This window comes from Streptomyces sp. NPDC001663 (genome assembly GCF_042893105.1).
GTDB lineage: Bacteria > Actinomycetota > Actinomycetes > Streptomycetales > Streptomycetaceae > Streptomyces.
On sequence record NZ_JBIAUR010000012.1, the window covers coordinates 143,089 to 167,297 of the forward strand.

General features: G+C 67.4%; 21 protein-coding genes. 11 read left to right on the forward strand and 10 right to left on the reverse strand.

Translation table 11 applies throughout. The features are described from left to right. Positions 1-228 precede the first annotated feature (228 nt). Positions 229-1,671 (forward strand): CCA tRNA nucleotidyltransferase, encoded by a 1,443-nt coding sequence (locus ACFY1L_RS34715; protein WP_388833091.1) that lies wholly within the window; start codon positions 229-231, stop codon positions 1,669-1,671. 105 nt (positions 1,672-1,776) lie between these two features. On the opposite strand, the gene ACFY1L_RS34720 is transcribed toward ACFY1L_RS34715, so the two are convergent. From ACFY1L_RS34720 to ACFY1L_RS34735, 4 genes are all read right to left on the reverse strand, one after another. Further along, on the reverse strand, positions 1,777-2,304 hold the full coding sequence (locus ACFY1L_RS34720; RefSeq protein ID WP_388833094.1) for a hypothetical protein: 528 nt from the start codon (positions 2,302-2,304) through the stop codon (positions 1,777-1,779). 125 nt (positions 2,305-2,429) lie between these two features. Further along, the gene (locus ACFY1L_RS34725) at positions 2,430-3,692 is read right to left on the reverse strand and encodes an MFS transporter (RefSeq protein ID WP_388833097.1); all 1,263 of its coding nucleotides are present in this window, start codon (positions 3,690-3,692) and stop codon (positions 2,430-2,432) included. Positions 3,693-3,778: 86 nt separating this feature from the next. After that, the gene (locus ACFY1L_RS34730) at positions 3,779-4,861 is read right to left on the reverse strand and encodes an inositol-3-phosphate synthase (RefSeq protein ID WP_388833099.1); all 1,083 of its coding nucleotides are present in this window, start codon (positions 4,859-4,861) and stop codon (positions 3,779-3,781) included. A gap of 44 nt (positions 4,862-4,905) precedes the next feature. Beyond that, positions 4,906-5,589: a PadR family transcriptional regulator gene (locus tag ACFY1L_RS34735; protein ID WP_388833102.1), complete on the reverse strand. Its 684-nt coding sequence runs from the start codon at positions 5,587-5,589 to the stop codon at positions 4,906-4,908. A 352-nt stretch (positions 5,590-5,941) separates the two neighbouring features. On the opposite strand from ACFY1L_RS34735, the gene ACFY1L_RS34740 reads away from it, so the two are divergent. After that, on the forward strand, positions 5,942-8,569 hold the full coding sequence (locus ACFY1L_RS34740; RefSeq protein ID WP_388833105.1) for a transglycosylase domain-containing protein: 2,628 nt from the start codon (positions 5,942-5,944) through the stop codon (positions 8,567-8,569). Between the two features lie 131 nt (positions 8,570-8,700). Beyond that, positions 8,701-10,209: a glycosyltransferase family 87 protein gene (locus ACFY1L_RS34745; protein ID WP_388833108.1), complete on the forward strand. Its 1,509-nt coding sequence runs from the start codon at positions 8,701-8,703 to the stop codon at positions 10,207-10,209. A 113-nt stretch (positions 10,210-10,322) separates the two neighbouring features. On the opposite strand, the gene ACFY1L_RS34750 is transcribed toward ACFY1L_RS34745, so the two are convergent. The 3 genes from ACFY1L_RS34750 to ACFY1L_RS34760 form a co-directional block, all read right to left on the reverse strand. Further along, positions 10,323-11,354 (reverse strand): alanine racemase, encoded by a 1,032-nt coding sequence (locus ACFY1L_RS34750; RefSeq protein ID WP_388833111.1) that lies wholly within the window; start codon positions 11,352-11,354, stop codon positions 10,323-10,325. Positions 11,355-11,464: 110 nt separating this feature from the next. Beyond that, on the reverse strand, positions 11,465-12,586 hold the full coding sequence (femX, locus tag ACFY1L_RS34755; protein ID WP_099930055.1) for a peptidoglycan bridge formation glycyltransferase FemX: 1,122 nt from the start codon (positions 12,584-12,586) through the stop codon (positions 11,465-11,467). A 179-nt stretch (positions 12,587-12,765) separates the two neighbouring features. Next, a complete protein-coding gene (locus ACFY1L_RS34760) occupies positions 12,766-13,080 on the reverse strand; it encodes a hypothetical protein (RefSeq protein WP_388833114.1) in 315 nt (104 codons plus the stop codon). A 286-nt stretch (positions 13,081-13,366) separates the two neighbouring features. On the opposite strand from ACFY1L_RS34760, the gene rpsF reads away from it, so the two are divergent. From rpsF to rplI, 4 genes are all read left to right on the forward strand, one after another. Then, positions 13,367-13,657: a 30S ribosomal protein S6 gene (gene rpsF, locus ACFY1L_RS34765; RefSeq protein WP_005482942.1), complete on the forward strand. Its 291-nt coding sequence runs from the start codon at positions 13,367-13,369 to the stop codon at positions 13,655-13,657. Positions 13,658-13,734: 77 nt separating this feature from the next. Next, entirely contained in the window at positions 13,735-14,328 is a 594-nt protein-coding gene (locus ACFY1L_RS34770) for a single-stranded DNA-binding protein (RefSeq protein ID WP_388833117.1), read from the forward strand. A gap of 82 nt (positions 14,329-14,410) precedes the next feature. Then, positions 14,411-14,647: a 30S ribosomal protein S18 gene (rpsR, locus tag ACFY1L_RS34775; protein ID WP_003949403.1), complete on the forward strand. Its 237-nt coding sequence runs from the start codon at positions 14,411-14,413 to the stop codon at positions 14,645-14,647. An 18-nt stretch (positions 14,648-14,665) separates the two neighbouring features. Beyond that, entirely contained in the window at positions 14,666-15,112 is a 447-nt protein-coding gene (gene rplI, locus ACFY1L_RS34780) for a 50S ribosomal protein L9 (protein ID WP_250073675.1), read from the forward strand. 144 nt (positions 15,113-15,256) lie between these two features. On the opposite strand, the gene ACFY1L_RS34785 is transcribed toward rplI, so the two are convergent. After that, positions 15,257-16,594, reverse strand: coding sequence for an MATE family efflux transporter (locus ACFY1L_RS34785; protein WP_388833120.1), 1,338 nt, complete (start codon positions 16,592-16,594; stop codon positions 15,257-15,259). 461 nt (positions 16,595-17,055) lie between these two features. Between ACFY1L_RS34785 and dnaB the strand changes: the two genes are divergently transcribed. Continuing rightward, entirely contained in the window at positions 17,056-18,534 is a 1,479-nt protein-coding gene (gene dnaB / locus ACFY1L_RS34790) for a replicative DNA helicase (protein WP_388833123.1), read from the forward strand. Between the two features lie 70 nt (positions 18,535-18,604). Further along, positions 18,605-19,990 carry a serine hydrolase domain-containing protein gene (locus ACFY1L_RS34795; protein ID WP_388833126.1) on the forward strand — a complete coding sequence of 462 codons (1,386 nt, stop codon included), beginning with the start codon at positions 18,605-18,607 and terminating at the stop codon, positions 19,988-19,990. 56 nt (positions 19,991-20,046) lie between these two features. On the opposite strand, the gene ACFY1L_RS34800 is transcribed toward ACFY1L_RS34795, so the two are convergent. Further along, positions 20,047-20,499: a GNAT family N-acetyltransferase gene (locus ACFY1L_RS34800; RefSeq protein WP_388833128.1), complete on the reverse strand. Its 453-nt coding sequence runs from the start codon at positions 20,497-20,499 to the stop codon at positions 20,047-20,049. A 34-nt stretch (positions 20,500-20,533) separates the two neighbouring features. Continuing rightward, entirely contained in the window at positions 20,534-21,400 is an 867-nt protein-coding gene (locus tag ACFY1L_RS34805; RefSeq protein WP_388833130.1) for a GNAT family N-acetyltransferase, read from the reverse strand. Between the two features lie 195 nt (positions 21,401-21,595). Between ACFY1L_RS34805 and ACFY1L_RS34810 the strand changes: the two genes are divergently transcribed. Next, positions 21,596-22,228 (forward strand): HAD family hydrolase, encoded by a 633-nt coding sequence (locus ACFY1L_RS34810; RefSeq protein ID WP_388833132.1) that lies wholly within the window; start codon positions 21,596-21,598, stop codon positions 22,226-22,228. Between the two features lie 415 nt (positions 22,229-22,643). After that, positions 22,644-24,209, forward strand: coding sequence for a globin domain-containing protein (locus ACFY1L_RS34815; RefSeq protein WP_388833134.1), 1,566 nt, complete (start codon positions 22,644-22,646; stop codon positions 24,207-24,209).

Here is a 24,209-nt window from a genome sequence, read left to right on the forward strand (position 1 = left end):
TGCGTCCACGCATGGTAACGATGCGCGCTGAGGGTAAGTGCCGCGGACTGGTCCACAAGATCGGGGGGACAGCGCCCCGCCGTCCGGTATGTACACGTATGAAGATGAGTGCTTTCGTACGTGCCCAAGGGCTGGCCTTGTGCACGTTGGGACGGATGCGTCCAAGCGTAGATGTGCACGTTTAATGGAGGCGCTCGCCGTAGCCCGGGCCACGTACCCTCTTTTGTTGTGCCGAACGCCAACGAAGCCACTTCCAGTGCCCTGAGTCAGGAGCAGCTCCGCGTGCCGAGTGAACCGCTGCGAGTAGCCCCTGTCGCCGACGACCTCGCCCGCCGCTTCCAGGAGGCCGGGTTCTCGCTCGCGCTGGTCGGCGGCTCGGTCCGGGACGCACTGCTCGGCCGCCTCGGCAACGACCTCGATTTCACGACCGAGGCCCGCCCCGAGGACGTACTCAAGATTGTCCGGCCGTGGGCGGACGCCGTGTGGGAGGTCGGCATCGCCTTCGGCACTGTCGGGGCCCAGAAAGATGGCTTCCAGATCGAGGTGACGACCTACCGGTCGGAGGCCTACGACCGGACCTCGCGCAAGCCCGAGGTGTCGTACGGCGATTCCATCGAAGAAGACCTCGTCCGGCGCGACTTCACCGTGAACGCCATGGCGCTGGCGCTGCCGGAGAAGAAGTTCATCGACCCGCACGGTGGACTCGACGACCTCGCGGCGCGAGTGCTGCGCACCCCGGGCACGCCCGAGGCATCTTTCTCCGACGACCCGCTGCGGATGATGCGGGCCGCGCGCTTTGCCGCGCAGCTCGACTTCGAGGTGGCTCCCGAGGTCGTGACGGCGATGAAGGAGATGGCGGGGCGGATCGAGATCGTCTCGGCGGAGCGGGTACGGGACGAGCTGAACAAGCTGATCCTGTCTTCCAATCCGCGCAAGGGCCTGACGCTGTTGGTCGACACTGGCCTTGCCGACCATGTGCTGCCCGAGCTGCCGGCCCTCCGGCTGGAGAGCGACGAGCACCACCGTCACAAGGACGTCTACGAGCACACGTTGATCGTCCTGGAGCAGGCGATCGCCCTGGAGGAGAACGGCCCCGACCTGACCCTCCGCCTGGCCGCGCTCCTGCACGACATCGGCAAACCGCGCACGCGCCGCTTCGAGAAGGACGGCGGGGTCTCGTTCCACCACCACGAGGTGGTCGGGGCGAAGATGACGAAGAAGCGCATGACAGCGCTCAAGTACTCCAACGAACTGGTGAAGGACGTCTCGCGTCTGGTCGAACTCCACCTGCGCTTCCATGGCTACGGCACCGGCGAGTGGACGGACTCGGCGGTCCGCCGCTATGTCCGTGACGCCGGCCCGCTCCTCGACCGCCTCCACAAGCTGACCCGCTCGGACTGCACGACACGGAACAAGCGCAAGGCGGCGGCGCTGTCGCGCGCGTACGACGGCCTGGAGGAGCGCATCGCTCAACTCCAGGAGCAGGAGGAGCTGGACGCGATCCGCCCGGACCTCGACGGCAACCAGATCATGGAGATCCTGGACGTGGGGCCTGGACCGGTCATCGGCCGTGCGTACAAGCACATGCTGGAACTACGGCTGGAGAACGGGCCGATGGAATACGACGCGGCGGTGGCTGCGCTCAAGGAGTGGTGGGCGGAGCAGAGCTGAGCCTGCGAAGCGGGGTCATGTTTCACGTGAAACATGACGTCCGGATGCGCTGAGGGGTGGTGTTTCACGTGAAACACCACCCCTCAGCGCATGCCGGCTCCGGTGTTACTTGGTTTCCTTCAGGCAGAGCACCACGTCGTGGCCGCCGCCGTACTGGATGTACGAGATCGTCGCCGCCGTGACGGCCTCGCACTTGCTGTCGTCGCTGGAACCGTCGAACTTCTGGACGACCTCGTACTGGGCGTCCGTGGAAGAGCAGTCGACTTCCTTGAGGTCAGGGCTGGTGTTGGAGCCGTCGTTGTGCATGCAGGAGCCCACCGACGTCGTCTCCGCGTCGTCGCGGGTCAGGAACCAGCCCGCGCCGAACTTGAGGAGGCCGACGATGACGGCGACGACGATGATGCCGATGAAGCGTATGGCCTTCTTGCCCAGGCGACGGCCAGCCGGGGCGGCGGCCGGAACCGGTGCGCCCTGGTTGGGGAACGGCGCGTAGGGCGCCTGCTGGGGAACCCCCGGCTGACCGGGCTGCGGCTGGCCACCCTGGGGCGGGTACGGGGCCTGGCCCTGGGCCTGGCCGTAGGGCTGCTGGCCCTGTGCGAACGGGTTCTGGCCCTGAGGCGGCGGAGTGGTCACTTAGGGGTCCCCCTAGAACAGGTAGGTGAGCGGCGCACATAAGAGGCGCATAAGACGCAGGTAAGTTACAGGCCCGCACTGACACTTCTGCGACTAGGGGGAACTCTGTGGCTTTGATGTGACACTTACCGACGTTCAAAGCGGGCCATAGCCCCAGCAACTGCCCCGTAGATAACGGCGACTGTGACCACCAGCGTCACTGAGCGGCCGTCAGGTGGGAGCATCAGGGCAGCCGCCGCCGCGGCGCCGACGAAGGCGATGTTGAACAGCACGTCGTAGACGGAGAAGATCCGCCCGCGGAAGCCGTCGTCGACCGAGGACTGCACGACCGTGTCCGTCGCGATCTTCGCGCTCTGGGTGGTCAGGCCGAGGACGAACGTCGCGACCAGCATGGGGACGGTGGCGAACGGGAGGCCGAGGGCGGGTTCCAGCACTGCGGCGGCTGCGGCGCACACGGCGATCCAGCGAATCGGGCCGAGCCGTCCCGCTGCCCAGGGTGTCACCACGGCCGCCGCGAAGAAGCCGGCGGCGGAAGTCCCCAACGCCAGCCCCAGCAGGCGCAGTCCGTCGTCCGTGTTGGAGGAGAAGGCGTACCGGCACAGCATCAGCAGCATCACCAGCAGGGCGCCGTAGCAGAACCGCATCAGGGTCATCGCGGCGAGCGCCCACGCGGCCGCCCGGCGTGGCGGTGAGGCGAGGTGACGTACACCTGCGGTGAGGTCGCGGGCCGTTCCGGCGAGCGCAGTGGCCAGTTTCGGCTGGACCAACTCGGTGTCCGGCCCCAGCAGTTCCGGTGCCAGGCGCAGCGAGGCGAGTGCCGCGCACAGGTACAGGACGGCGCCGACCAGCACCACGGCGGCGTCGGAGTCCGCCACCACCAGCCGTACGACGAAGGCGAGCCCGCCGCCCGCGGTCGCGGCGAGCGTACCGGCGGTCGGGGAAAGGGAGTTGGCCATCACCAGGCGTTCGTCGTCGACGACGCGTGGCAGCGCGGCGGACAGTCCGGCCAGGACGAAGCGGTTGACGGCGGTGACGCACAGCGCGGAGACGTAGAAGAGCCAGTCCGGGACGTGACTGAGGATCAGAACGGCCGTTGCCGACGCCATCACGGCGCGCAGCAGGTTGCCGTAGAGGAAGACCTGACGGCGGCGCCAGCGGTCGAGGAGGACGCCGGCGAAAGGGCCGACGAGGGAGTACGGGAGCAACAGGACGGCCATTGCGGAGGCGATCGCGGTGGCCGAGGTCTGTTTCTCCGGTGAGAAGACGACATAGGCGGCGAGCGCGACCTGGTACACGCCGTCGGCGCCCTGGGAGAGCAGTCGTACGGAGAGCAGGCGTCGGAAGTTCTGGAAACGGAGCAGAACGCGCAGGTCACGGACGACGGCCATGGGGCACAGCCTCACATACGGGGAGGGTCCCCGGGTGTACACCCCGGGGACCCTCGACGCCCTGGCAGGAGCAGTTTTGTCAGCGCTTAGCGCTCGACCTCACCCTTGATGAACTTCTCGACGTTCTCGCGGGCCTCGTCGTCGAAGTACTGGACCGGCGGGGACTTCATGAAGTAGCTGGAGGCCGACAGGATCGGGCCGCCGATGCCGCGGTCCTTGGCGATCTTCGCGGCGCGCAGGGCGTCGATGATGACACCCGCGGAGTTCGGGGAGTCCCAGACCTCGAGCTTGTACTCCAGGTTCAGCGGGACGTCGCCGAAGGCGCGGCCCTCGAGGCGGACGTACGCCCACTTGCGGTCGTCGAGCCAGGCGACGTAGTCGGACGGGCCGATGTGGACGTTCTTCTCGCCGAGGTCCCGGTCGGGGATCTGGGAGGTGACGGCCTGCGTCTTGGAGATCTTCTTGGACTCCAGGCGGTCGCGCTCGAGCATGTTCTTGAAGTCCATGTTGCCGCCGACGTTCAGCTGCATCGTGCGGTCCAGGACGACGCCGCGGTCCTCGAACAGCTTTGCCATCACGCGGTGCGTGATGGTTGCGCCGACCTGCGACTTGATGTCGTCACCGACGATCGGGACGCCCGCCGCGGTGAACTTGTCCGCCCACTCCTTGGTGCCGGCGATGAAGACCGGAAGGGCGTTGACGAAGGCGACCTTGGCGTCGATGGCGCACTGGGCGTAGAACTTCGCCGCGTCCTCGGAGCCGACGGGCAGGTAGCAGACGAGGACGTCGACCTGCTTGTCCTTGAGGATCTGGACGACGTCGACCGGCTCCTCGGCGGACTCCTCGATGGTGAGGCGGTAGTACTTGCCGAGGCCGTCGAGGGTGTGGCCGCGCTGGACCGTGACACCGGTGGTGGGCACGTCGGCGATCTTGATGGTGTTGTTCTCGGAGGCGCCGATCGCGTCCGCGAGGTCGAGGCCGACCTTCTTGGCGTCGACGTCGAAGGCGGCGACGAACTCGACGTCACCAACGTGGTAGTCGCCGAACTGGACGTGCATCAGGCCGGGGACCCTCGACGCCGGGTCGGCGTCCTTGTAGTACTCGACTCCCTGCACCAGCGACGCGGCGCAGTTGCCCACGCCGACGATGGCTACGCGAACCGAACCCATTCCGGTTGCTCCCTGTGTGTGCGAGTGAGGCCCCGACTGGGCTCTCACGTGGCGGTGTCGTCGGGCGTATCCGGCCCGGGGGTGTCCCCGGGCCGGGGCAGGACGCCCGGCGCTCCAGTGGTGTTGTCATGTTGAGCGGACCCCCCGGAGGCGGAACCACGAAGGTCCCGTCCGGCCCGCTCGCTCTCGATGAGCTCGTTCAGCCAGCGCACTTCGCGCTCCACGGACTCCATCCCGTGGCGCTGGAGCTCAAGCGTGTAGTCGTCGAGGCGCTCCCGGGTGCGCGCGAAGGAGAGGCGCATCTTCTCCAGACGCTCCTCCAGCCGGCTGCGGCGGCCTTCCAGAACGCGCACGCGTACGTCACGCGATGTCTGCCCGAAGAAGGCGAAGCGGGCGGCGAAGTGCTCGTCCTCGTACGCGTCCGGGCCCGTCTGTGAGAGCAGCTCCTCGAAGTGCTCCTTACCTTCCGCCGTCAACCGGTAGACGATCTTGGCGCGACGCCCTGCGAGTGGTGCGGCGAGGGCGTCCTCAGGAGCGTTCCCCGACTCCTCGATCAACCAGCCGTTGGCGACCAGCGTCTTGAGGCAGGGGTACAGCGTCCCGTAGCTGAAGGCACGGAACACACCCAGTGACGTATTGAGCCGCTTGCGCAGCTCATAGCCGTGCATCGGGGACTCGCGGAGGAGGCCGAGTACGGCGAACTCGAGGATCCCGGAACGCCGGCTCATCCCCTCGCCTCCTCGTCTTATCTCGCTCCGATGTATCGACTCGATACATCAAGACGATAGAACGGCCTTCCGGATGCGACAAGTGGGGAGACGGTGAACGGGATCACATCACTTATTCATCCGAGGCGAGTTGCCTGATTTGGGGTGAACTTCGAGGCTCGGTGTGGTTTGACGGTGCGTAGTCTGTGCGCCATGCACACCACCGGGAGCCGAGTGACGCGAGGGGGCGTCGGCGTCCCGGGTGCCGTACGGATGAATGCGGGATCGACCACATCCGTACTTCGGGGGGACCGGAAACCAGCCGCCGTTTCCAGGCGCGCAAAGGTGCGCCTGCCCGAGGAGTAGTCGTTCGATGAGCGAGCACCGTCGCAAACCGCCGCAGCCGCAGGGAGGCGGACGTGCCGCGGCCCGACGCGGCCAGTCCGGCTCGTCCTCCGGCCGCCGCGCGGCACCGCGAGGCGCCACCGGGTCCCCGGCCGATTACGGACTGGGCCAGGGGTCGACTGACGAGGGACGGCCGTACGGCGGCCGTGCCGAAGCCCGCCGCGCGGCACAGAGAAGTGGGGGCGGTCGCCGCAGAGCGCCCGAACCCGGCCGGGGCCGGGGGCGCGCGGCGCCTCCCGGCAAGAAGCGGATCATCGACTATCCGCGGGCTGGCAAGTACGGCGCGGCGCGCTGGCTGCCGTCGTGGAAGCTGGTGACCGGCCTGTTCATCGCGTTCTTCGGCAGCATCGTGGCCGTCGCAGGCATCGCCTACGCCATGGTGGGTGTTCCGGACCTCGCGAAGACCGCGAAGGCGCAGAACAACGTCTTCTACTGGTCCGACGGCAGCGAGATGGTCGCCACGGGTGGTGAGACGAACCGTCAGATCGTCAACCTCTCGCAGATCCCCAAGAACATGCAGTACGCCGTCATCTCGCAGGAGAACAAGACCTTCTACACCGACAGCGGCATCGACCCGAAGGGCATCGCCCGCGCCATGTTCAACATGGCCAGGGGCGGTGAGACGCAGGGTGGCTCCACCATCACGCAGCAGTACGTGAAGAACGCGATGCTGGACGACCAGTCCCAGACGATCTCGCGGAAGTTCAAGGAGATCTTCGTCTCGATCAAGGTGGGCACCACCAAGTCGAAGGACGAGATCATGGCCGGCTACCTGAACTCCGCGTACTACGGCCGTGGGGCCTACGGGATCCAGGCGGCTGCGCGTGCGTACTTCAACAAGGATGCCGTCGACCTGGACGCCGGCCAGTGCGCCTTCCTGGCGGCGATGCTCAAGGGCGCCACGTACTACGACCCGGCGGGCGCGACGTCCCTCGATTCGTCCGCCACTTCCCAGGCCAACAGCAAGCGGGCCCTGGTGCAGATGCAGAACACCCTGGACAAGATGGTCGAGTACGGCCATCTGAGCGCCACGGAACGAGCCAAGTTCACCAAGCTCCCCAAATGGCAGAACCCGCGCTCGAACAACGAACTGAGTGGCCAGGTCGGTTATCTCGTCGACCTCGCCAAGGCGTATCTGGTCAACAACACGACCATCTCCGCCGACGACCTACAGCGGGGTGGCTACTCGATCTACACGACCTTCGACAGGACGAAGGTCAAGGAGCTCGAGAAGTCGGTCGAGAACGTGCAGAAGGCCAACATCAAGCCCAAGGAGCGCCCGAAGACGGACACCCACGTCCAGTTCGGCGGTGCTTCCGTCGAGCCGACGACCGGTGCCATCAAGGCCATCTACGGCGGTGAGGACGCGACCAAGCACTTCACCAACAACGCCGACGTGACCGGCGCCCAGGTCGGTTCGACCTTCAAGGCGTTCGTGCTGGCCGCGGCGATGAAGTGGGGTGTCAAGGACCCGAGCCTCGGAACGGAACAGGCGCAGGACGAGCGCACCCAGGTCTCACCACAGAGCCTGTACAGCGGCAAGAACAAGCTGAAGATCCAGGACTACGACAAAACGACCTGGAAGAACGAGAAGGGCGAGGAGTGGCTGCAGACCAACGACGGCAACGAGTCGTACGGCACTCCGCCCAAGTACCGGATCACCCTGCGTGAGGCGATGCGGGAATCGGTGAACTCCGCCTTCGTGCAACTCGGCATGGACGTCGGGCTGGACAAGGTCAAGGAGGCGGCGATGGACGCCGGCCTCAAAAAGGACAGCCTGGCGGGCACCAACTACCCGTCCTTCTCCATCGGCATCTCCGACCCGAGCGCGATCCGCATGGCGGGGGCGTACGCCACCTTCGCGGCCAGCGGTGAGCGGCACGATCCGTTCTCCGTCACCAAGGTGACGAGCAAGGACGGCACGATCTTCACGCACGAGGACAAGCCCGTTGAGGCGTTCACCCCGAAGGTCGCCGACAACGTCACCGACGTGCTGAAGACCGTGGTCGAGAAGGGTACGGGTACCAACGCCCAGCTGCCCGGACGGCAGGTGGCCGGCAAGACCGGTACCACCGACGGCAACAAGTCCGCCTGGTTCGTGGGCTACACCCCGCAGCTGTCCACGTCGATCACGATGTTCCGGTACGACGACGACGAGACCAAGAAGAACCGCACCTTCCTGGAGATGTACGGAACGGGCGGGCAGAAGAAGATCCACGGTGCTTCGTTCCCGGCGCAGATCTGGCACGACTACATGGCGGACGCGCTGAAGAACGAGCCGGTGAAGGACTTCCCGACGCCCGAGCCCATCGGCGAGGTCATCAACGACGTTCCGAGCCCGACGCCGACCCCGACGCCCAGCGAGACGCTGACGAGCCCGACGCCGACTCCGACGCCCAGTGAGACGCTGACGAGTCCGACGCCCACGGCGAGTGAGTCCTGCAAGTTCAGCTGGCAGTGCACCGACACAGGAGGCACGGACACCGGAGGGACGGACGGAGGCGTGACGTCGACACCGACGGCCACGGAGACGTCCGGAAACGGCAACACCAGAGGGAACGGCAATGGAGGCCTCTTCGGAGGCTCGACCGGCTAGCCGCCCAAATGCCCAGCACGGGTGTTTCACGTGAAACATCCACACGTTTCACGTGAAACAAGGGCCGTCGCACCTGAGTGGGTGCGACGGCCCTCGGCGTATTCCTAGACATGTACGGCAGGATGTGCGGCATGCCCAGCGCAGAATCGACGCAAGCGAGCGTGCACGAGCCGGAGCCGGTGCGGCCGACCAAGGAGGACGAGGTCGCCAGGTCCGGCAGCGAGCTGATCGGCGGCCCCCTCGGGCGGCGCGCCCTGCTCGGGACGTCCTGGTGGACTCCCGTCCGGGTCGTCGCGCTCGTCGCGATCGGCATGTTCGCCCTCGGCCTAGTCCAGAAGGCGCCCTGTTACAACGGTGCCTGGTTCTTCGGCGCCAGCTCGCAGTACACGAAGGCGTGCTACTCGGACATCCCGCATCTCTATCAGGGGCGCGGTTTCGCCGACGGTCTCGTGCCGTACTTCGACAAGCTGTCCGGCGACATGCCGTACCTCGAATACCCGGTGCTGACCGGTGTGTTCATGGAGGTCGCCTCCTGGCTCACGCCGGGCAGCGGCAGCATCCAGGACCAGGAGCAGTGGTACTGGATTGTCAACGCCGGGATGCTCATGGTGTGCACGGCCGTCATCGCCGTGTGCGTGACCCGTACGCACGCCCGGCGGCCGTGGGACGGTCTACTGGTCGCCCTGGCGCCCGCTTTCGCACTGACCGCCACCATCAACTGGGACCTGCTGGCCGTCGCTCTGACGGCCGCGGCGATGTTGACGTGGTCCCGGGGCCGTTCCGTGGCCTTCGGAGTCCTCCTGGGGCTCGCCACGGCCGCCAAGCTCTATCCCGTCTTCCTGCTCGGCCCGCTGTTCCTGCTGTGCTGGCGTGCGGGCAAGTGGCGGGACTTCGGCAAGGCCCTCAGCGGAACGATCGTCGCCTGGCTCGTCGTGAACCTGCCGGTGATGCTCTTCGCCTGGGACGGCTGGTCGCAGTTCTACAAGTTCAGCCATGACCGGGGCGTGGACTTCGGGTCCTTCTGGCTGATCATGGCCCAGAACTCGACCGACCCGCTCACCACCGACACCGTGAACAACCTCGCCACGGCGCTGGTGGTGCTCTGCTGCGTGGGTATCGCGGTGCTCACGATGACCGCTCCACGCCGTCCGCGGTTCGCGCAGCTCGCGTTCCTGATCGTCGCGGCATTCATCCTCACCAACAAGGTCTACTCGCCGCAGTACGTCCTGTGGCTGGTCCCGCTGGCCGTGCTGGCCAGGCCCAAGTGGCGGGACTTCCTGATCTGGCAGGCGTGCGAGGTCGCGTACTTCCTCGGGATCTGGATGTACCTCGCGTACACGACCAGCGGTGACGCCCACAAGGGACTGCCGCAGGACGGCTACCACTGGGCGATCGGCGTGCACCTGCTGGGGACGCTGTACCTGTGCGTCGTCGTCGTGCGCGACATCCTGATGCCGGAGCGGGATCCCGTACGCCGGGCCGGCGACGACGACCCGTCAGGGGGCGTGCTGGACGGGGCAGAGGACGTCTTCGTCCTCGGCGCGGCGTCCCATCCACCGCGGCACGCGGCCTACCTCGACGGGCCGCAGGTGGAGTGGGGCAATCGCGGAACGGCGTCGTCCACGGACAGTTCGCTCTGAGCGAACGGGGTGTGGGCGGCCGTAGTCGAACCAGGTAGAGGTCCGCATCGGCTCAAGCGAAAGGCCGTACACGGAAGGTTCCGTGTACGGCCTTTCGGCTGTCTGCGTGTCGCTCAGCAGTCGACGAGCCGGTCGAACTGCGTGGTGGTATGCCGCAGATGGGCCACCAGCTCCTCGCCGACCTTCGGCTCGGGGGCGTCCGACGGCACGAACAGGATCGAGACCTGCATGTGCGGCGGCTCCGCGAACCAGCGCTGCTTGCCTCCCCAGACGAACGGAGAAAGGTTCCGGTTGACCGTGGCGAGGCCGGCCCGGGCAACGCCCTTGGCGCGCGGCATGACGCCATGCAGCGCCTTCGGGGCCTCCAGGCCCACCCCGTGCGACGTTCCGCCCGCCACGACCACCAGGAAGCCGTCGGAGGCCGCCTTCTGCTGGCGGTAGCCGAAGCGGTCGCCCTTGGCGACGCGAGTGACGTCCAGGACCGCCCCGCGGTACTCCGTGGCCTCGTGGTCCCCCAGCCAGAGCCGCGTGCCGATGCGGGCGCGGAAGCGGGTCTGCGGGAACTGCTGCTGCAGCCGGTGGAGTTCCTCGGCCTTGAGGTGGCTGACGAACATCGTGTGCAGCGGCAGTCGGGCCGCGCGCAGGTGGTCCATCCAGCCGATGACCTCCTCCACGGCGTCCGAGCCGTCCGTGCGGTCCAGCGGCAGGTGGATGGCGAAGCCCTCGAGACGGACGTTCTCTATGGCGGCGTGCAGCTGCGGGAGGTCCTGGGCGCTGATGCCGTGCCGCTTCATCGAGGACATCACCTCGATGACCACGCGGGCTCCCACGAGGCCGTACACGCCGTCGATGGACGACACCGAGCGGATGACCCGGTCGGGCAGCGGGACGGGCTCCTCGCCACGGCGGTACGGCGTCAGCACCAGCAGGTCTCCGCCGAAGAAGTCCTTGATGCGCGCGGCCTCGTAGGTGGTGCCGACGGCGAGGATGTCGGAGCCCAGCCGTGTGGTCTCCTCCGCCAGCCGCTCGTGCCCGAAGCCGTAGCCGTTGCCCTTGCAGACCGGGACGAGGCCCGGGAACTGGTCCTGCACGTGCTTGTGGTGCGCACGCCAGCGCGCGGTGTCGACGTAGAGCGTGAGCGCCATGGCCGGACCTGGAACCTTTCTCGTGGCTGCGGTGTATCAGAGGTATGGAAGCGAACGAAGCTGTCGGACTTGTCGGAGCTATCGAAGCAAACGGCCGGGGCCGGTGGGGCTCAGCGGCGCGACATGTAGATGTCGAGCGCCTTGTGGAGCAGCTTGTTGAGCGGGAAGTCCCACTCACCGAGGTACTCGGCCGCCTGACCGCCCGTGCCCACCTTGAACTGGATCAGGCCGAAGAGGTGGTCGGTCTCGTCCAGAGAGTCGGAGATGCCGCGCAGGTCGTAGACGGTCGCGCCGAGCGCGTAGGCGTCGCGCAGCATCCGCCACTGCATCGCGTTCGAGGGCCGGACCTCACGGCCGATGTTGTCGGAGGCACCGTAGGAGTACCAGACGTGCCCGCCGACGATCAGCATCGTCGCCGCCGACAGGTTCACGCCGTTGTGCCGGGCGAAGTACAGCCGCATGCGGTTGGGGTCCTCGGTGTTGAGGGCCGTCCACATGCGCTGGAAGTACGACAGCGGGCGGGGCCGGAAGTGGTCGCGCACAGCCGTGATCTCGTACAGCCGCTGCCATTCCTCGAGGTCCTGGTAGCCGCCCTGGACGACCTCGACGCCGGCCTTCTCGGCCTTCTTGATGTTGCGGCGCCACAGCTGGTTGAAGTTCTTGTGGACCTCTTCCAGGGAGCGGTTCGCCAGCGGCACCTGGAAGACGTAGCGGGGCTGTACGTCACCGAAGCCGGCCCCGCCGTCCTCGCCCTGCTGCCAGCCCATCCGGCGCAGCTTGTCGGCGACCTCGAAGGCACGCGGCTCGATGAAGTCGGCCTCGATGTCGCGCAGCCGCTTCACGTCCGGGTTCTGGATGCCCTGCTTGATGGAGCCGGCCTCCCAGCGCCGGATGATCACCGGCGGGCCCATCTTCACGGAGAAGGCGCCCTGCTGCTTGAGGTGCGCGAGCATCGGTTCCAGCCACTCGGTCAGATTCGGCGCGAACCAGTTGATGACCGGGCCCTCGGGCAGATAGGCCAAGTAGCGCTTGATCTTGGGCAGTTGGCGATAGAGGACGAGGCCCGCGCCGACCATCTCGCCGGTGCGCTCGTCGAACCAGCCGAGACTTTCGGAGCGCCACTCCGCCTTGACGTCCGCCCAGGCCGGAACCTGCATGTGGCTCGCCGAGGGCAGGCTCTGGATGTATGCCAGATGCTGCTCGCGGCTGATCGTCCTCAGGGTCAGGCTCATTCGGGGCGCTCCTCGGGCTGGTGTGTCCCCATGGGTACAGGGGCTCCGGCTCTCGCGCCGAAGCCTACTGCGCCTTGCGAGCGCCCCGACTGGGCGTACGGAACCTGCGCCCCGGCCCGGGGGCCGCCGAGGCGTTGCGTGGTCCTTTATGTGGAGTTCGGGAGACGGTGTCCCTGGCGTCAGCCGATGACCCCGCCGAAGAGGCCGCCGTGCGCCATGCCGAGGAAGAAGCCGACCGCTGAGGCGCCGAGACCCAGGATGAGTCCGAAGCGCTCGCGGGTCGTCACCGAGATCCACTGGCCGTACGCGCCGGTGAGGACTCCCACCAGGCCGGTCCAGGAGCTGAGCAGGTGCAGGCTGTCGAAGAAGCCCGTCACGAACGCCGTCACACCGAGCACCAGGGTCACCGCGAGCAGCGTGTCCTGGAGCGGGTGGGGCTTGCCGTCCGTGGCGAAGAGGCCTCCGACGGTGTTGGGTCGCAATGCCTGTGCCATAGGGCACCTCCTGCGAAAGGCGGCGCATCGTAGCGCCATACACACCCGATGTGTACAGATTGACGGTCCCCGCGGCCGGATTTCAACCGGAAGCCGGTGTGCGGGTACTCTGTACCGTCTGCACCGGTGTTTGCCCAGACAGAGCCAGGGATATGCCCAGGCCAGCCCGGGGATGTCGTTCACCGACCCCCGATTGTCAGTGGCGACCGATACCGTTGCGTACGCATCACAACCCTCCTGCCACGGAACGACCGTGGCCGCTGAGTCCAAAGGAGGTGGGTTCCACATGCGTCACTACGAGGTGATGGTCATCCTCGACCCCGATCTGGAGGAGCGCGCCGTCGCCCCCCTGATCGAGAACTTCCTCTCCGTCGTCCGTGAGGGCAACGGCAAGGTCGAGAAGGTCGACACCTGGGGCCGTCGTCGTCTCTCGTACGAGATCAAGAAGAAGCCCGAGGGCATCTACTCGGTCATCGACCTGCAGGCCGAGCCTGCGGTCGTCAAGGAGCTCGACCGCCAGATGAACCTGAACGAGTCGGTCCTCCGGACCAAGGTCCTCCGCCCCGAGACCCACTGAGCTCTCCAGCTCAGCTGATCTCGGGATTCGAGTAGCAGCAACCAAGCAGCCAGAGCAAACCCGCCGAGAGGTTCCCCATGGCAGGCGAGACCGTCATCACGGTCGTCGGCAATCTTGTCGATGACCCCGAGCTGCGCTTCACCCCTTCCGGTGCGGCGGTCGCGAAGTTCCGTGTCGCGTCCACTCCCCGTACCTTCGACCGTCAGACCAACGAGTGGAAGGACGGCGAGAGCCTGTTCCTGACCTGCTCGGTCTGGCGTCAGGCGGCGGAGAACGTCGCCGAGTCGCTCCAGCGAGGCATGCGCGTCATCGTGCAGGGCCGGCTGAAGCAGCGGTCCTACGAGGACCGTGAGGGCGTCAAGCGCACGGTCTACGAGCTGGACGTCGAGGAAGTCGGCGCCAGCCTGCGCAACGCCACGGCCAAGGTCACCAAGACCGCTGGCCGCGGTGGGCAGGGCCAGGGCGGTTACGGCGGCGGTGGCGGCCAGGGTGGCGGCGGCTGGGGCGGTGGCTCCGGCGGCGGTCAGCAGGGCGGCAGTGCTCCCGCCGACGACCCGTGGGCGACCGGCGCTCCCGCCGGTGGCAACCAGGGCGGCGGCGGTGGCGGCGGCTGGGGTGGAAACTCCGGCGGCGGCGGTGGCGGCGGCTACTCGGACGAGCCCCCCTTCTAAGCCCTTCGGGCCCGGGTTGCCGGGCTTGATCGGGGCGAGGGTGGGTCGCACCCAAACTTCTTGATCACACAGGAGAAACACCATGGCGAAGCCGCCTGTGCGCAAGCCTAAGAAGAAGGTCTGCGCTTTCTGCAAGGACAAGGTCACGTACGTGGACTACAAGGACACGAACATGCTGCGGAAGTTCATTTCCGACCGCGGCAAGATCCGTGCCCGCCGCGTGACCGGCAACTGCACGCAGCACCAGCGTGACGTCGCCACGGCCGTCAAGAACAGCCGTGAGATGGCGCTGCTGCCCTACACCTCCACCGCGCGATAAGGGAAGGGTGACCGACACATGAAGATCATCCTCACCCACGAGGTCTCCGGCCTCGGTGCCGCGGGCGACGTCGTCGACGTCAAGGACGGTTACGCTCGCAACTACCTGATCCCGCGGAACTTCGCGATCCGCTGGACCAAGGGTGGCGAGAAGGACGTCGAGCAGATCCGTCGTGCTCGTAAGATCCACGAGATCCAGACCATCGAGCAGGCCAACGCTGTGAAGGCCCAGCTCGAGGGCGTCAAGGTCCGCCTGGCCGTCCGCTCCGGCGACGCCGGCCGTCTCTTCGGCTCCGTCACCCCGGCCGACATCGCTTCCGCGATCAAGGCTTCGGGCGGCCCCGAGGTCGACAAGCGTCGCATCGAGCTCGGTTCGCCGATCAAGACCCTGGGCGCCCACGAGACGTCCGTGCGTCTGCACCCCGAGGTTGCCGCCAAGGTCAACATCGAGGTTGTCGCGGCCTGATCGCCGCGCTCGGCTTGAACAGCTGAGAGAAGGGGCCGTGCCCGTCATGGGTGCGGCCCCTTCTTCGTACCCCAGCCCTTTGTGCTCGGGCTTGGTACGACAGCGCGCATGTTTCACGTGAAACGTCGGTTTCACGTGAAACAGTCAGCGGGTGGCGCCCGTGACGATCCAGCCGCCCGAGCGCGTCCGCACCCAGAGGGTCAGCATGCGCACCGCCATCATCAGCGTCATGGCGCCCCAGAGCGCGGTGAGACCGCCGCCGAGTGCCGGGATGAGCAGCGCCACCGGGGTGAAGACGGCAAGGGTGACCACCATGGCCCAGGCCAGATACGGCCCGTCGCCCGCTCCCATCAGGACGCCGTCCAGGACGAAGACGACGCCACAGATCGGCTGGGAGAGGGCCACTACGAGCAGGGCGGGAAGCGCAGCGTCCTTCACCGAACCATCGCTGGTGAACAACGGCAGGAACACCGGCCGGGCGAGCACCACCAGCACGCCGAGGGTGATGCCCACCGCGGTTCCCCACTGCACCATGCGGCGGCAGGCATCACGGGCACCTTGGGAGTCCCCGGCTCCGAGATAGCGCCCGATGATGGCCTGACCGGCGATGGCGATGGCGTCGAGGGCGAAGGCGAGCAGGCTCCACAGGGAAAGAATGATCTGGTGTGCCGCGATGTCGGCATCGCCGAGGCGGGCGGCGACGGCAGTGGCGATCATCAGGATCGCTCGCAGCGAGAGAGTGCGGACCAGCAGGGGCACGCCGGCTTGTGCGGAGGCCCTGATCCCCGCCGCGTAGGGGCGTAGTGAGGCGCCGTGTCTACGGGCTCCGCGGACGACCACGGTGAGATAGACCGCGGCCATGCCGCACTGCGCGATGACGGTTCCCCAGGCGGAGCCCGCGATGCCGAGGTCGGCGCCGTAGACCAGACCGGCGTTGAGTCCGGCGTTTGCGACGAAGCCCGCGACGGCGACGTAGAGCGGCGTCCTGGTGTCCTGCAGGCCGCGCAGGACACCGGTCGCGGCAAGGACCACGAGCATGGCGGGGATGCCGAGGGCCGAGATGCGCAGATACGTGGTCGCGTACGGGGCGGCCGTGTCGGAAACGCCGAAGAGTTCGACAAGGGACGGTGCCGTGGGGAGGACGAAGGCGATGACGGCGGCACCGAGAAGGAGCGCCAACCAGATGCCGTCGATGCCCTGGCGTATGGCGGCCTGGAGGTCGCCGGCGCCGACGCGTCGGGCGACGGCTGCCGTGGTGGCGTAGGCGAGGAAGACGAAGATGCTGACCGCTGTCGTGAGGAGGGCCGAGGCGACGCCCAATCCGGCGAGCTGTGCCGTGCCGAGATGACCGACGATCGCGCTGTCGGCCATGACGAAGAGAGGCTCGGCGACGAGTGCGCCGAAGGCCGGGACGGCCAGTGCGACGATCTCTCGGTCGTGCTGCCGCCGGGTGGCCTTGGGGATCGCGGGAGCCTGTGTCATGAGCATCAATCTAATCGTCCACAGGTAAGAGATGCAAAGGGTTTGTGGTCCTTACCTCTCCTGTCGTCGTGTGCTCTTTCGCATACCGTTCGAAGGGATCTTGGTCCGACTGGGGAAGTTTTTCTTCTGCACAACCGGTGGACGGGAAAGTTGCAGTTCAAGATGGGTGTAACCGGAGATGGTGAGGCTTGTTCACAGGGCTGTCCACCGTGTCGTGCACAGGTTTTGCGGAGTTCTCCACAGCATCCGGGCCGTCGTCCACATGGCCTGTGGATAACCAGATTGGCTGACGGTGCCCGCAGGCCTAACGTGGTCCGGCGCCCACTCCTCGCGTCGGCCGGGAAACCGCCAGAAAACCGACGTGCCAGAACCGGAGTTGGGCCTCTCATTTGTCAGTGCCGTGCCGTAGAAAAGATGGCACGGCTAGGTCCGCTCGGCGGCGGACGGGAGGAGGTGGCTCGGTGAGTATTTCCGAGCCCTTGGACGACCCGTGGGCCGACAGCGGTCCAAGCGATCGTCTGCCTGCCTCCCGCCGACGCGGCGACGGGGGCCGGGGGCGAGACGACCAGCACGACCGTGGCCGGGACAACGGCGAGTGGGAGGGTGGGGGCACCTCCTTCGAGCGCGTCCCGCCGCAGGACCTCGATGCCGAGCAGTCCGTCCTCGGTGGCATGCTCCTGTCCAAGGACGCCATCGCGGACGTCGTCGAGATCCTCAAGGGCCACGACTTCTACAAGCCGGCGCACGAGACGATCTTCCAGGCGATCCTCGACGTCTACGCCAAGGGCGAGCCTGCCGACCCCATCACGATCGCCGCGGAGCTCACCAAGCGCGGTGAGATCAACAAGGTCGGCGGCGCATCGTATCTGCACACGCTCGTCCAGACCGTGCCGACGGCGGCCAACGCCGAGTACTACGCGGAGATCGTCCACGAGCGGGCGGTCCTGCGCCGCCTGGTCGAGGCGGGCACGCGCATCACGCAGATGGGATACGCGGCCGACGACGACGTCGACGAGATCGTCAACCGGGCGCAGGCCGAGATCTACGCGGTCACCGAGCAGCGCACCAGCGAGGACTATCTGCCGCTCGGCGACATCATGGAGGGCGCGCTCGACGAGATCGAGGCGATCGGTTCGCGCAGCGGCGAGATGACCGGTGTGCCCACGGGCTTCACCGACTTCGACTCGCTCACCAACGGCCTGCACCCGGGCCAGATGATCGTCATCGCGGCCCGTCCCGCCATGGGTAAGTCCACGCTCGCGCTGGACTTCGCCCGGGCCGCGTCCATCAAGCACAACCTGCCGAGCGTCATCTTCTCCCTCGAAATGGGCCGCAACGAGATCGCGATGCGTCTGCTGTCCGCCGAGGCCCGTGTCGCTCTGCACCACATGCGCTCCGGCACGATGACGGACGAGGACTGGACACGCCTGGCCCGGCGCATGCCGGACGTCTCGGCCGCACCGCTCTTCATCGACGACTCGCCCAACCTGTCGATGATGGAGATCCGCGCCAAGTGCCGCCGCCTGAAACAGCGCAACGACATCAGGCTTGTCGTCATCGACTACCTCCAGCTGATGCAGTCCGGCGGCTCCAAGCGTGCCGAGAACCGTCAGCAGGAGGTCTCGGACATGTCCCGTAACCTCAAGCTCCTGGCCAAGGAGCTGGAGATCCCGGTCATCGCGTTGTCCCAGCTGAACCGTGGCCCCGAGCAGCGCACCGACAAGAAGCCGATGGTCTCCGACCTGCGTGAGTCCGGTTCCATCGAGCAGGACGCCGACATGGTCATCCTGCTGCACCGTGAGGATGCGTACGAGAAGGAGTCGCCGCGAGCGGGCGAGGCCGACCTGATCGTGGCCAAGCACCGTAACGGCCCGACGGCGACGATCACGGTTGCCTTCCAGGGTCACTACTCGCGGTTCGTGGACATGGCACAGACCTGATCGGCCGGTCCGGCGTCCCCCGGGGCAAATGCGCTCGACGGCCGAGCGTCCGGCGGGATGGACTGGGAGCATGACGACATCTCAGGAAGAGCTGCTTCCCGGTACACGTCGGGCACTGCTGCACCGGATCGCCGTGGCCCAGGCCGAAGGGCGTGCACCGTCGCTGGTCGCGGCGGTGGTGCGGGGCGGACAGGCGGTGTGGCACGGGGCGCGGACCTCGGTGGACGGACACGGGCCGGACGAGAACGTGCAGTACCGCATCGGCTCGATCACCAAGACCTTCACGGCCGTGCTCGTACTGCGGCTGCGCGACGAGGGCGCCCTCGACCTCGGTGACCCGTTGGAGAAGCATCTGCCGGGCACCGGTGCGGGGGAGGCCACCATCGCCGACCTCCTCGCCCACACGAGCGGTTTGGCGGCGGAGTCGCCCGCGCCTTGGTGGGAGCGCACGCCGGGATCTCTTCGCCCCGAACTCGCCGATGTCCTGGGCGAGCAGCCTCTCCTGCATCCCGTGGGCCGTCGTTTCCACTACTCCAACCCCGGCTACACCGTGCTGGGTGCACTCGTGGAGAAGCTGCGAGGGTCACCGTGGGAGGAGGTACTTCGGCGTGAAGTGCTCGAACCCCTGGGCCTCGACCGTACGAGCGCTCACCCGCAGGCACCCCATGCGGGTGGCTGGGCCGTGCACCCCTGGGCCGACGTCATGCTGCCCGAACCGGCCGAGGATCTAGGACGCATGGCACCGGCCGGTCAACTCTGGTCCACCACAGGTGACTTGGCGCGCTTCGCCGCCTTCCTGACGCAGGGGGACGACCGGGTGCTGAGCGCCGAGACCGTGAGAGAGATGCGGACACCTGCGGCGCCGGCCGAGGCAGCGGATGTCGTGGACGGAGCGGCGTACGGACTCGGGCTGCAGATCCAGCATCGGGACGGGCGGCTGCTCGTGGGGCACTCCGGGTCACTGCCGGGCTTTCTGGCGAACCTCACGATCAGCGTGGAGGACGATGTCGCGGCCGTCGTGCTGGCCAACTGCACGTCCGGCCCTCTAATGGGCGCCGTCGGAGCGGACCTCGTACGGATCGTCGCCGAGGCCGAGCCGCGGATTCCCGAACCCTGGCAGCCACTGCCCGAAGTCGACCCGTCCGTACTGGAGTTGGCGGGACCGTGGTACTGGGGAACGCATGCGTTCGCCCTCCGGCTCGGGGCCGACGGAGGCGTCTCGCTCGAGCCGCTCGCCGGCAGCGGCCGCCGCTCGCGCTTCAGAGCGAACGGCGAGGGCACCTGGACCGGACTCGAGGGCTACTACGCCGGAGAGCTCCTGAGGGCCGTACGGCGCCCGGACGGGACCGTGAGCCATCTGGACCTCGGGTCGTTCGTGTTCACGCGTCAGCCGTACGACGAGGAGGCTTCCGTGCCCGGTGGGGTGGACCCGGACGGATGGCGGGGGATCGGCTAGTCACCGTCGCCGACGGGCGCCCTGTTTCACGTGAAACATGACTTCGGTTCATGGCCTCACAGCTGGAGCTTGAAGCCCACGTGTGAGGCCGTGAAACCAAGCCGTTCGTAGAAGCGGTGGGCGTCGGTGCGGGTCTTGTCGGAGGTCAGCTGGACCAACTGGCAGTCCTGGCGCCGGGATTCGTCGATCGCCCACTCGATGAGCTGCGTGCCCAGACCGCTGCCGCGCTCATCGGCATGGATGCGGACACCCTCGATGATCGACCTGGTGGCACCGCGTCGCGACAGACCGGGGATGATCGTGAGCTGAAGCGTGCCGACGACTCGGTCGTCGCGGACGGCGACGACCAGATGCTGGTTCTGGTCGGAGGTGAGTCGCTCCAACGCGGCCAAGTACGGGGTCAGATCGTCCGGTGACTCGCGCTGGACGCCCAGCGGGTCGTCGGCGAGCATGGCGACGATCGCGGGCACGTCGTCCGCTTCGGCGGGCCGAATTTCAAGATCTCCCATGGCTCCACCTTACGTACGGCCGGGCGTAGGGAGTTCAGCCTGCGGCCACCGTCAGTGGAGCGAATCGCCGGGTCCAGTCGCCGGGCAGTTCCGGGATCCCGTAGGTCATGACCGAGTTGAACGCGACGGAGACCAGGCCCCGCTCCTTCGCCCACGCCAGCAGCTCCTCGTGCCGTACGTCGATGTCCGTGCGCAGGGGGCGGTCGGTATGGGCGGCGAGCGAGGCGATGAGCGCCTTTGCCGTCTCCGTGTCCCGGGCGATCAGCGGACCGACGACATGGGTCTCCATGTTGGGCCAGGCGGCCGCGTACCCGGTGAGTCGGCCGTTCTCCTCGGCGACGCGCAACTGGTCGGCGAAGGCGGGCAGCCGCGTGATGATGTGGGTGCGGTCGGCCCCGAAGATCTCCTCGTCGAGCCGGAGGATCGCGGTCAGGTCTTCGGCCGTGGCGGCACGCGTGGCGACCTCGGGCACCGTCCCGCCGGGAGTGAAGTGTCCGCGCAGCATCTCGGCCCGGCCTGTGGCCTTGAAGCCGAGTTCCTCGTAGAGGGGACGGCCGTACGGCGTCGAGTGCAGCGTGAGTGGGGTGCTGCCCATCGCCGAGACGACGTGCCGCATCAGGTGACGTCCGATGCCCTGACGGGCGTGCCGTTCGGCGACGAGCACCATGCCGATGGCTCCGAGATCAGGGCGCTCCTGCGGCCCGTACTCGGTGACCACACAGGCGCTCACCAGGCCGCCGTTCGGATCGTCGATGCCGTATCCCTTCCCGGCCGTGAGCAGGAAGCCCCACTTGTGCTCCTCGCGCGGCCACCCCCGGTCCTCGGACAAGTCGGCGCAGGCGGTGAGATCGCGAGGCGTCAGACGGCGGATGGGGAGAGCGGCGAGGGAAGGAGTCGACACGCAGGTCAGGCTGTCCGACAGGTGCCCTCGGCGTCCACCCGTTTCCAGTGAGAAGCAAGAGCTTTTGGCCATGTCATGGCCTGGCGCACAGCGTGCCGACAGTAGCTGGGTGTTTCACGTGAAACACCGGCGAACGCCGGGCATCCGGGGGTGTGCCAGAGGAGTCGGACGTCGGGCCCATTAACCTCGGCTCCCATGGCGAGACTTCACCTCTTCGACCTCGATGGCACACTGCTGCGCGGCACCTCGTCTCCTGTGGAGATCTCACGGCAACTGGGGCTGGAAGCCGAGACGGTCGCGCTCGATCAGGCGATCTCCGCGGGACTCATAGACCCGCCGCAGTATGCAGCTCAGGTGTATGCGCTCTGGGCGGATCTCACCGAGGCGCATGTGACGGCAGCCTTCGAAGGAGCTCCGTGGCTGGAGCGCATTCGCGACGTCTGGGCGGAGATCCGTGAGCGGGGCGACTACTGCGCCGTCGTATCCCTCTCGCCATCCTTTTTCGTGGAGCGGCTGACCGGCTGGGGAGCGCACGCGGCGTTCGGATCCCGTTTTCCCGCAGTGCCGTTCACCGAGCCCGTGGATCCGGCCGGAGTGCTCAGTGCCGCGGCCAAGGTCGAAATCGCAGACCGGCTGTGCAGGGAGTTCGGGGTCACGCGTGCCGACTGCATTGCTTATGGCGACTCGATGTCGGACAGGGACCTGTTCGGTGTGGTGCCGGTCTCCGTAGCGGTCAATGCGGACCGCCATCTGTCCGGTCTCGCTACACACTCGTACATGGGCGGGGATCTGTGGGAAGCCTATGAATTGGTGCGCCGCGCCCGGTAATTGAAGGAATTGATGGTTCGCCCCCTGTCACATTCGTGGTGGAGGCAGGGGGGACTTGTGATCGGAGCGGTGGCCGGTAGGGTCGACTCCGGTTCGCCTCCGGGCGAGAGATGGACCCACCCGGTGCGGACCGAGAGCAGGGCAACGCAGCCTAACGGGACGGAGAGATCGAAGACCCGCATTTTCGGTTATGCGGCCGAGGCGTCCACGTGGATGGGATGCTGCGGTGAGAGCACTGCGGCCAATGTCACACTCTCGCCTTACTTGTCCGTACGGATCACGAATACGGGTTGAATGTGGCCGCATTGGCCGCGGAACGAAACGGGGAAAGCAAGCCGTCTACGGGGGAAAGCAGGCATCTTCCGACCGAGGAAGTGCGCAGACCGACCGAAAGATGTTCGAGGCGAGGCACACCATGGACGCTCCGACCACCGCGTCGGCCGACAACGGCACTTCCGGCGGCGGGGGCGGCGGCTGGTTCACGCCGCACAAGCAGCCGGAGACGACTCCGGGCAGCGGGCGCGAGGCGGCCGAGGGCAGCCGCCTTGCCGCGATGCGCCCGGTGGGCCGGACCACGACGGACACCGACGACGAGCAGTCGGCGCAGGACACCACGCAGGCCGCACGACCTGCCGAGCTCGCCTTCACTGCTGAGACAGGCCGGTCCGCCGCGACCGCAGGAGCGTCCTCGTCCGCCTCAACCGGTGCCTCGGCCCACCCCGTTGCAACCGAGACTGCCGCTCAGCCCCCTGCGTCAGAGCCGACGGCCACGCAGGCGCTCACGGACGGCCTGCACGTGCCTGCCCAGCGGTCCACCCCGTCAGCACCGCAGCCACAGGCCGGCGTGCATGCCCAGGCAGAGAACGCGTCACCGGACGCCCTCCTGATCCGCCGGACCATGGCCGAGGTCGCCCCGATCGCCGACAAGGTCACCTCGTACTTCTACGCGCTGCTCTTCGTGCGCCACCCGGAACTGCGGTCGCTGTTCCCGGCCGCCATGGACACCCAGCGGGACCGATTGCTCAAGGCGCTGCTCACGGCCGCCGAACACATCGACAACACCGAGGTCCTTGTCGCGTATCTGCAGAACCTGGGTCGCGGTCACCGCAAGTACGGCACCAAGGCCGAGCACTACCCGGCAGTCGGCGAGTGCCTCATCGGCGCGCTGAGCAAGTACGCCTCCGGCATCTGGGACGCCGAGATGGAGGCGGCCTGGGTGCGGGCGTACACGACGATCTCGCAGGTCATGATCGACGCCGCGGCCGCGGACGAACTGCGCGCTCCCGCCTGGTGGTACGCCGAGATCGTCGCGCACGACCTCAGGACCCCGGACGTCGCCGTGCTCACCGTCCGGCCCGACCAGCCCTACCCCTTCCTCGCAGGCCAGTACACGAGCCTGGAGACGCCGTGGTGGCCGAGGATCTGGCGGCACTACTCCTTCGCCTCGACACCCCGCTCCGACGGCCTGCTGACGTTTCACGTGAAGGCCGTCCCCGCGGGCTGGGTGTCGAACGCCCTGGTGCACCGCGCCCGGCCCGGCGACATCATCCGCCTCGGCCCGCCGGCCGGTTCGATGACCGTCGACCACACCTCGGACAGTGGTCTGCTGTGCCTGGGCGGCGGCACCGGCATAGCCCCCATCAAGGCACTGGTCGAGGACGTCGCCGAGCACGGCGAACGGCGGCCGGTGGAGGTGTTCTACGGTGCCCGAACCGACCACGACCTGTACGACATCGACACGATGCTCAGGCTCCAGCAGTCCCACCCCTGGCTCTCGGTCCGGGCGGTCATCGACCAGCAGGCCCATCTCCAGCTCCCTGACGCCATACGCGAGTACGGCCCGTGGAACGAGTACGACGCCTATCTCTCGGGCCCGCCCGGCATGATCCGCAGCGGTGTGGACGCCCTCAGGAACATCGGCATCCCGTCGGAGCGCATACGGCACGACTCGGTGGAGGAACTGGTCGCCACCGGAAGCTGA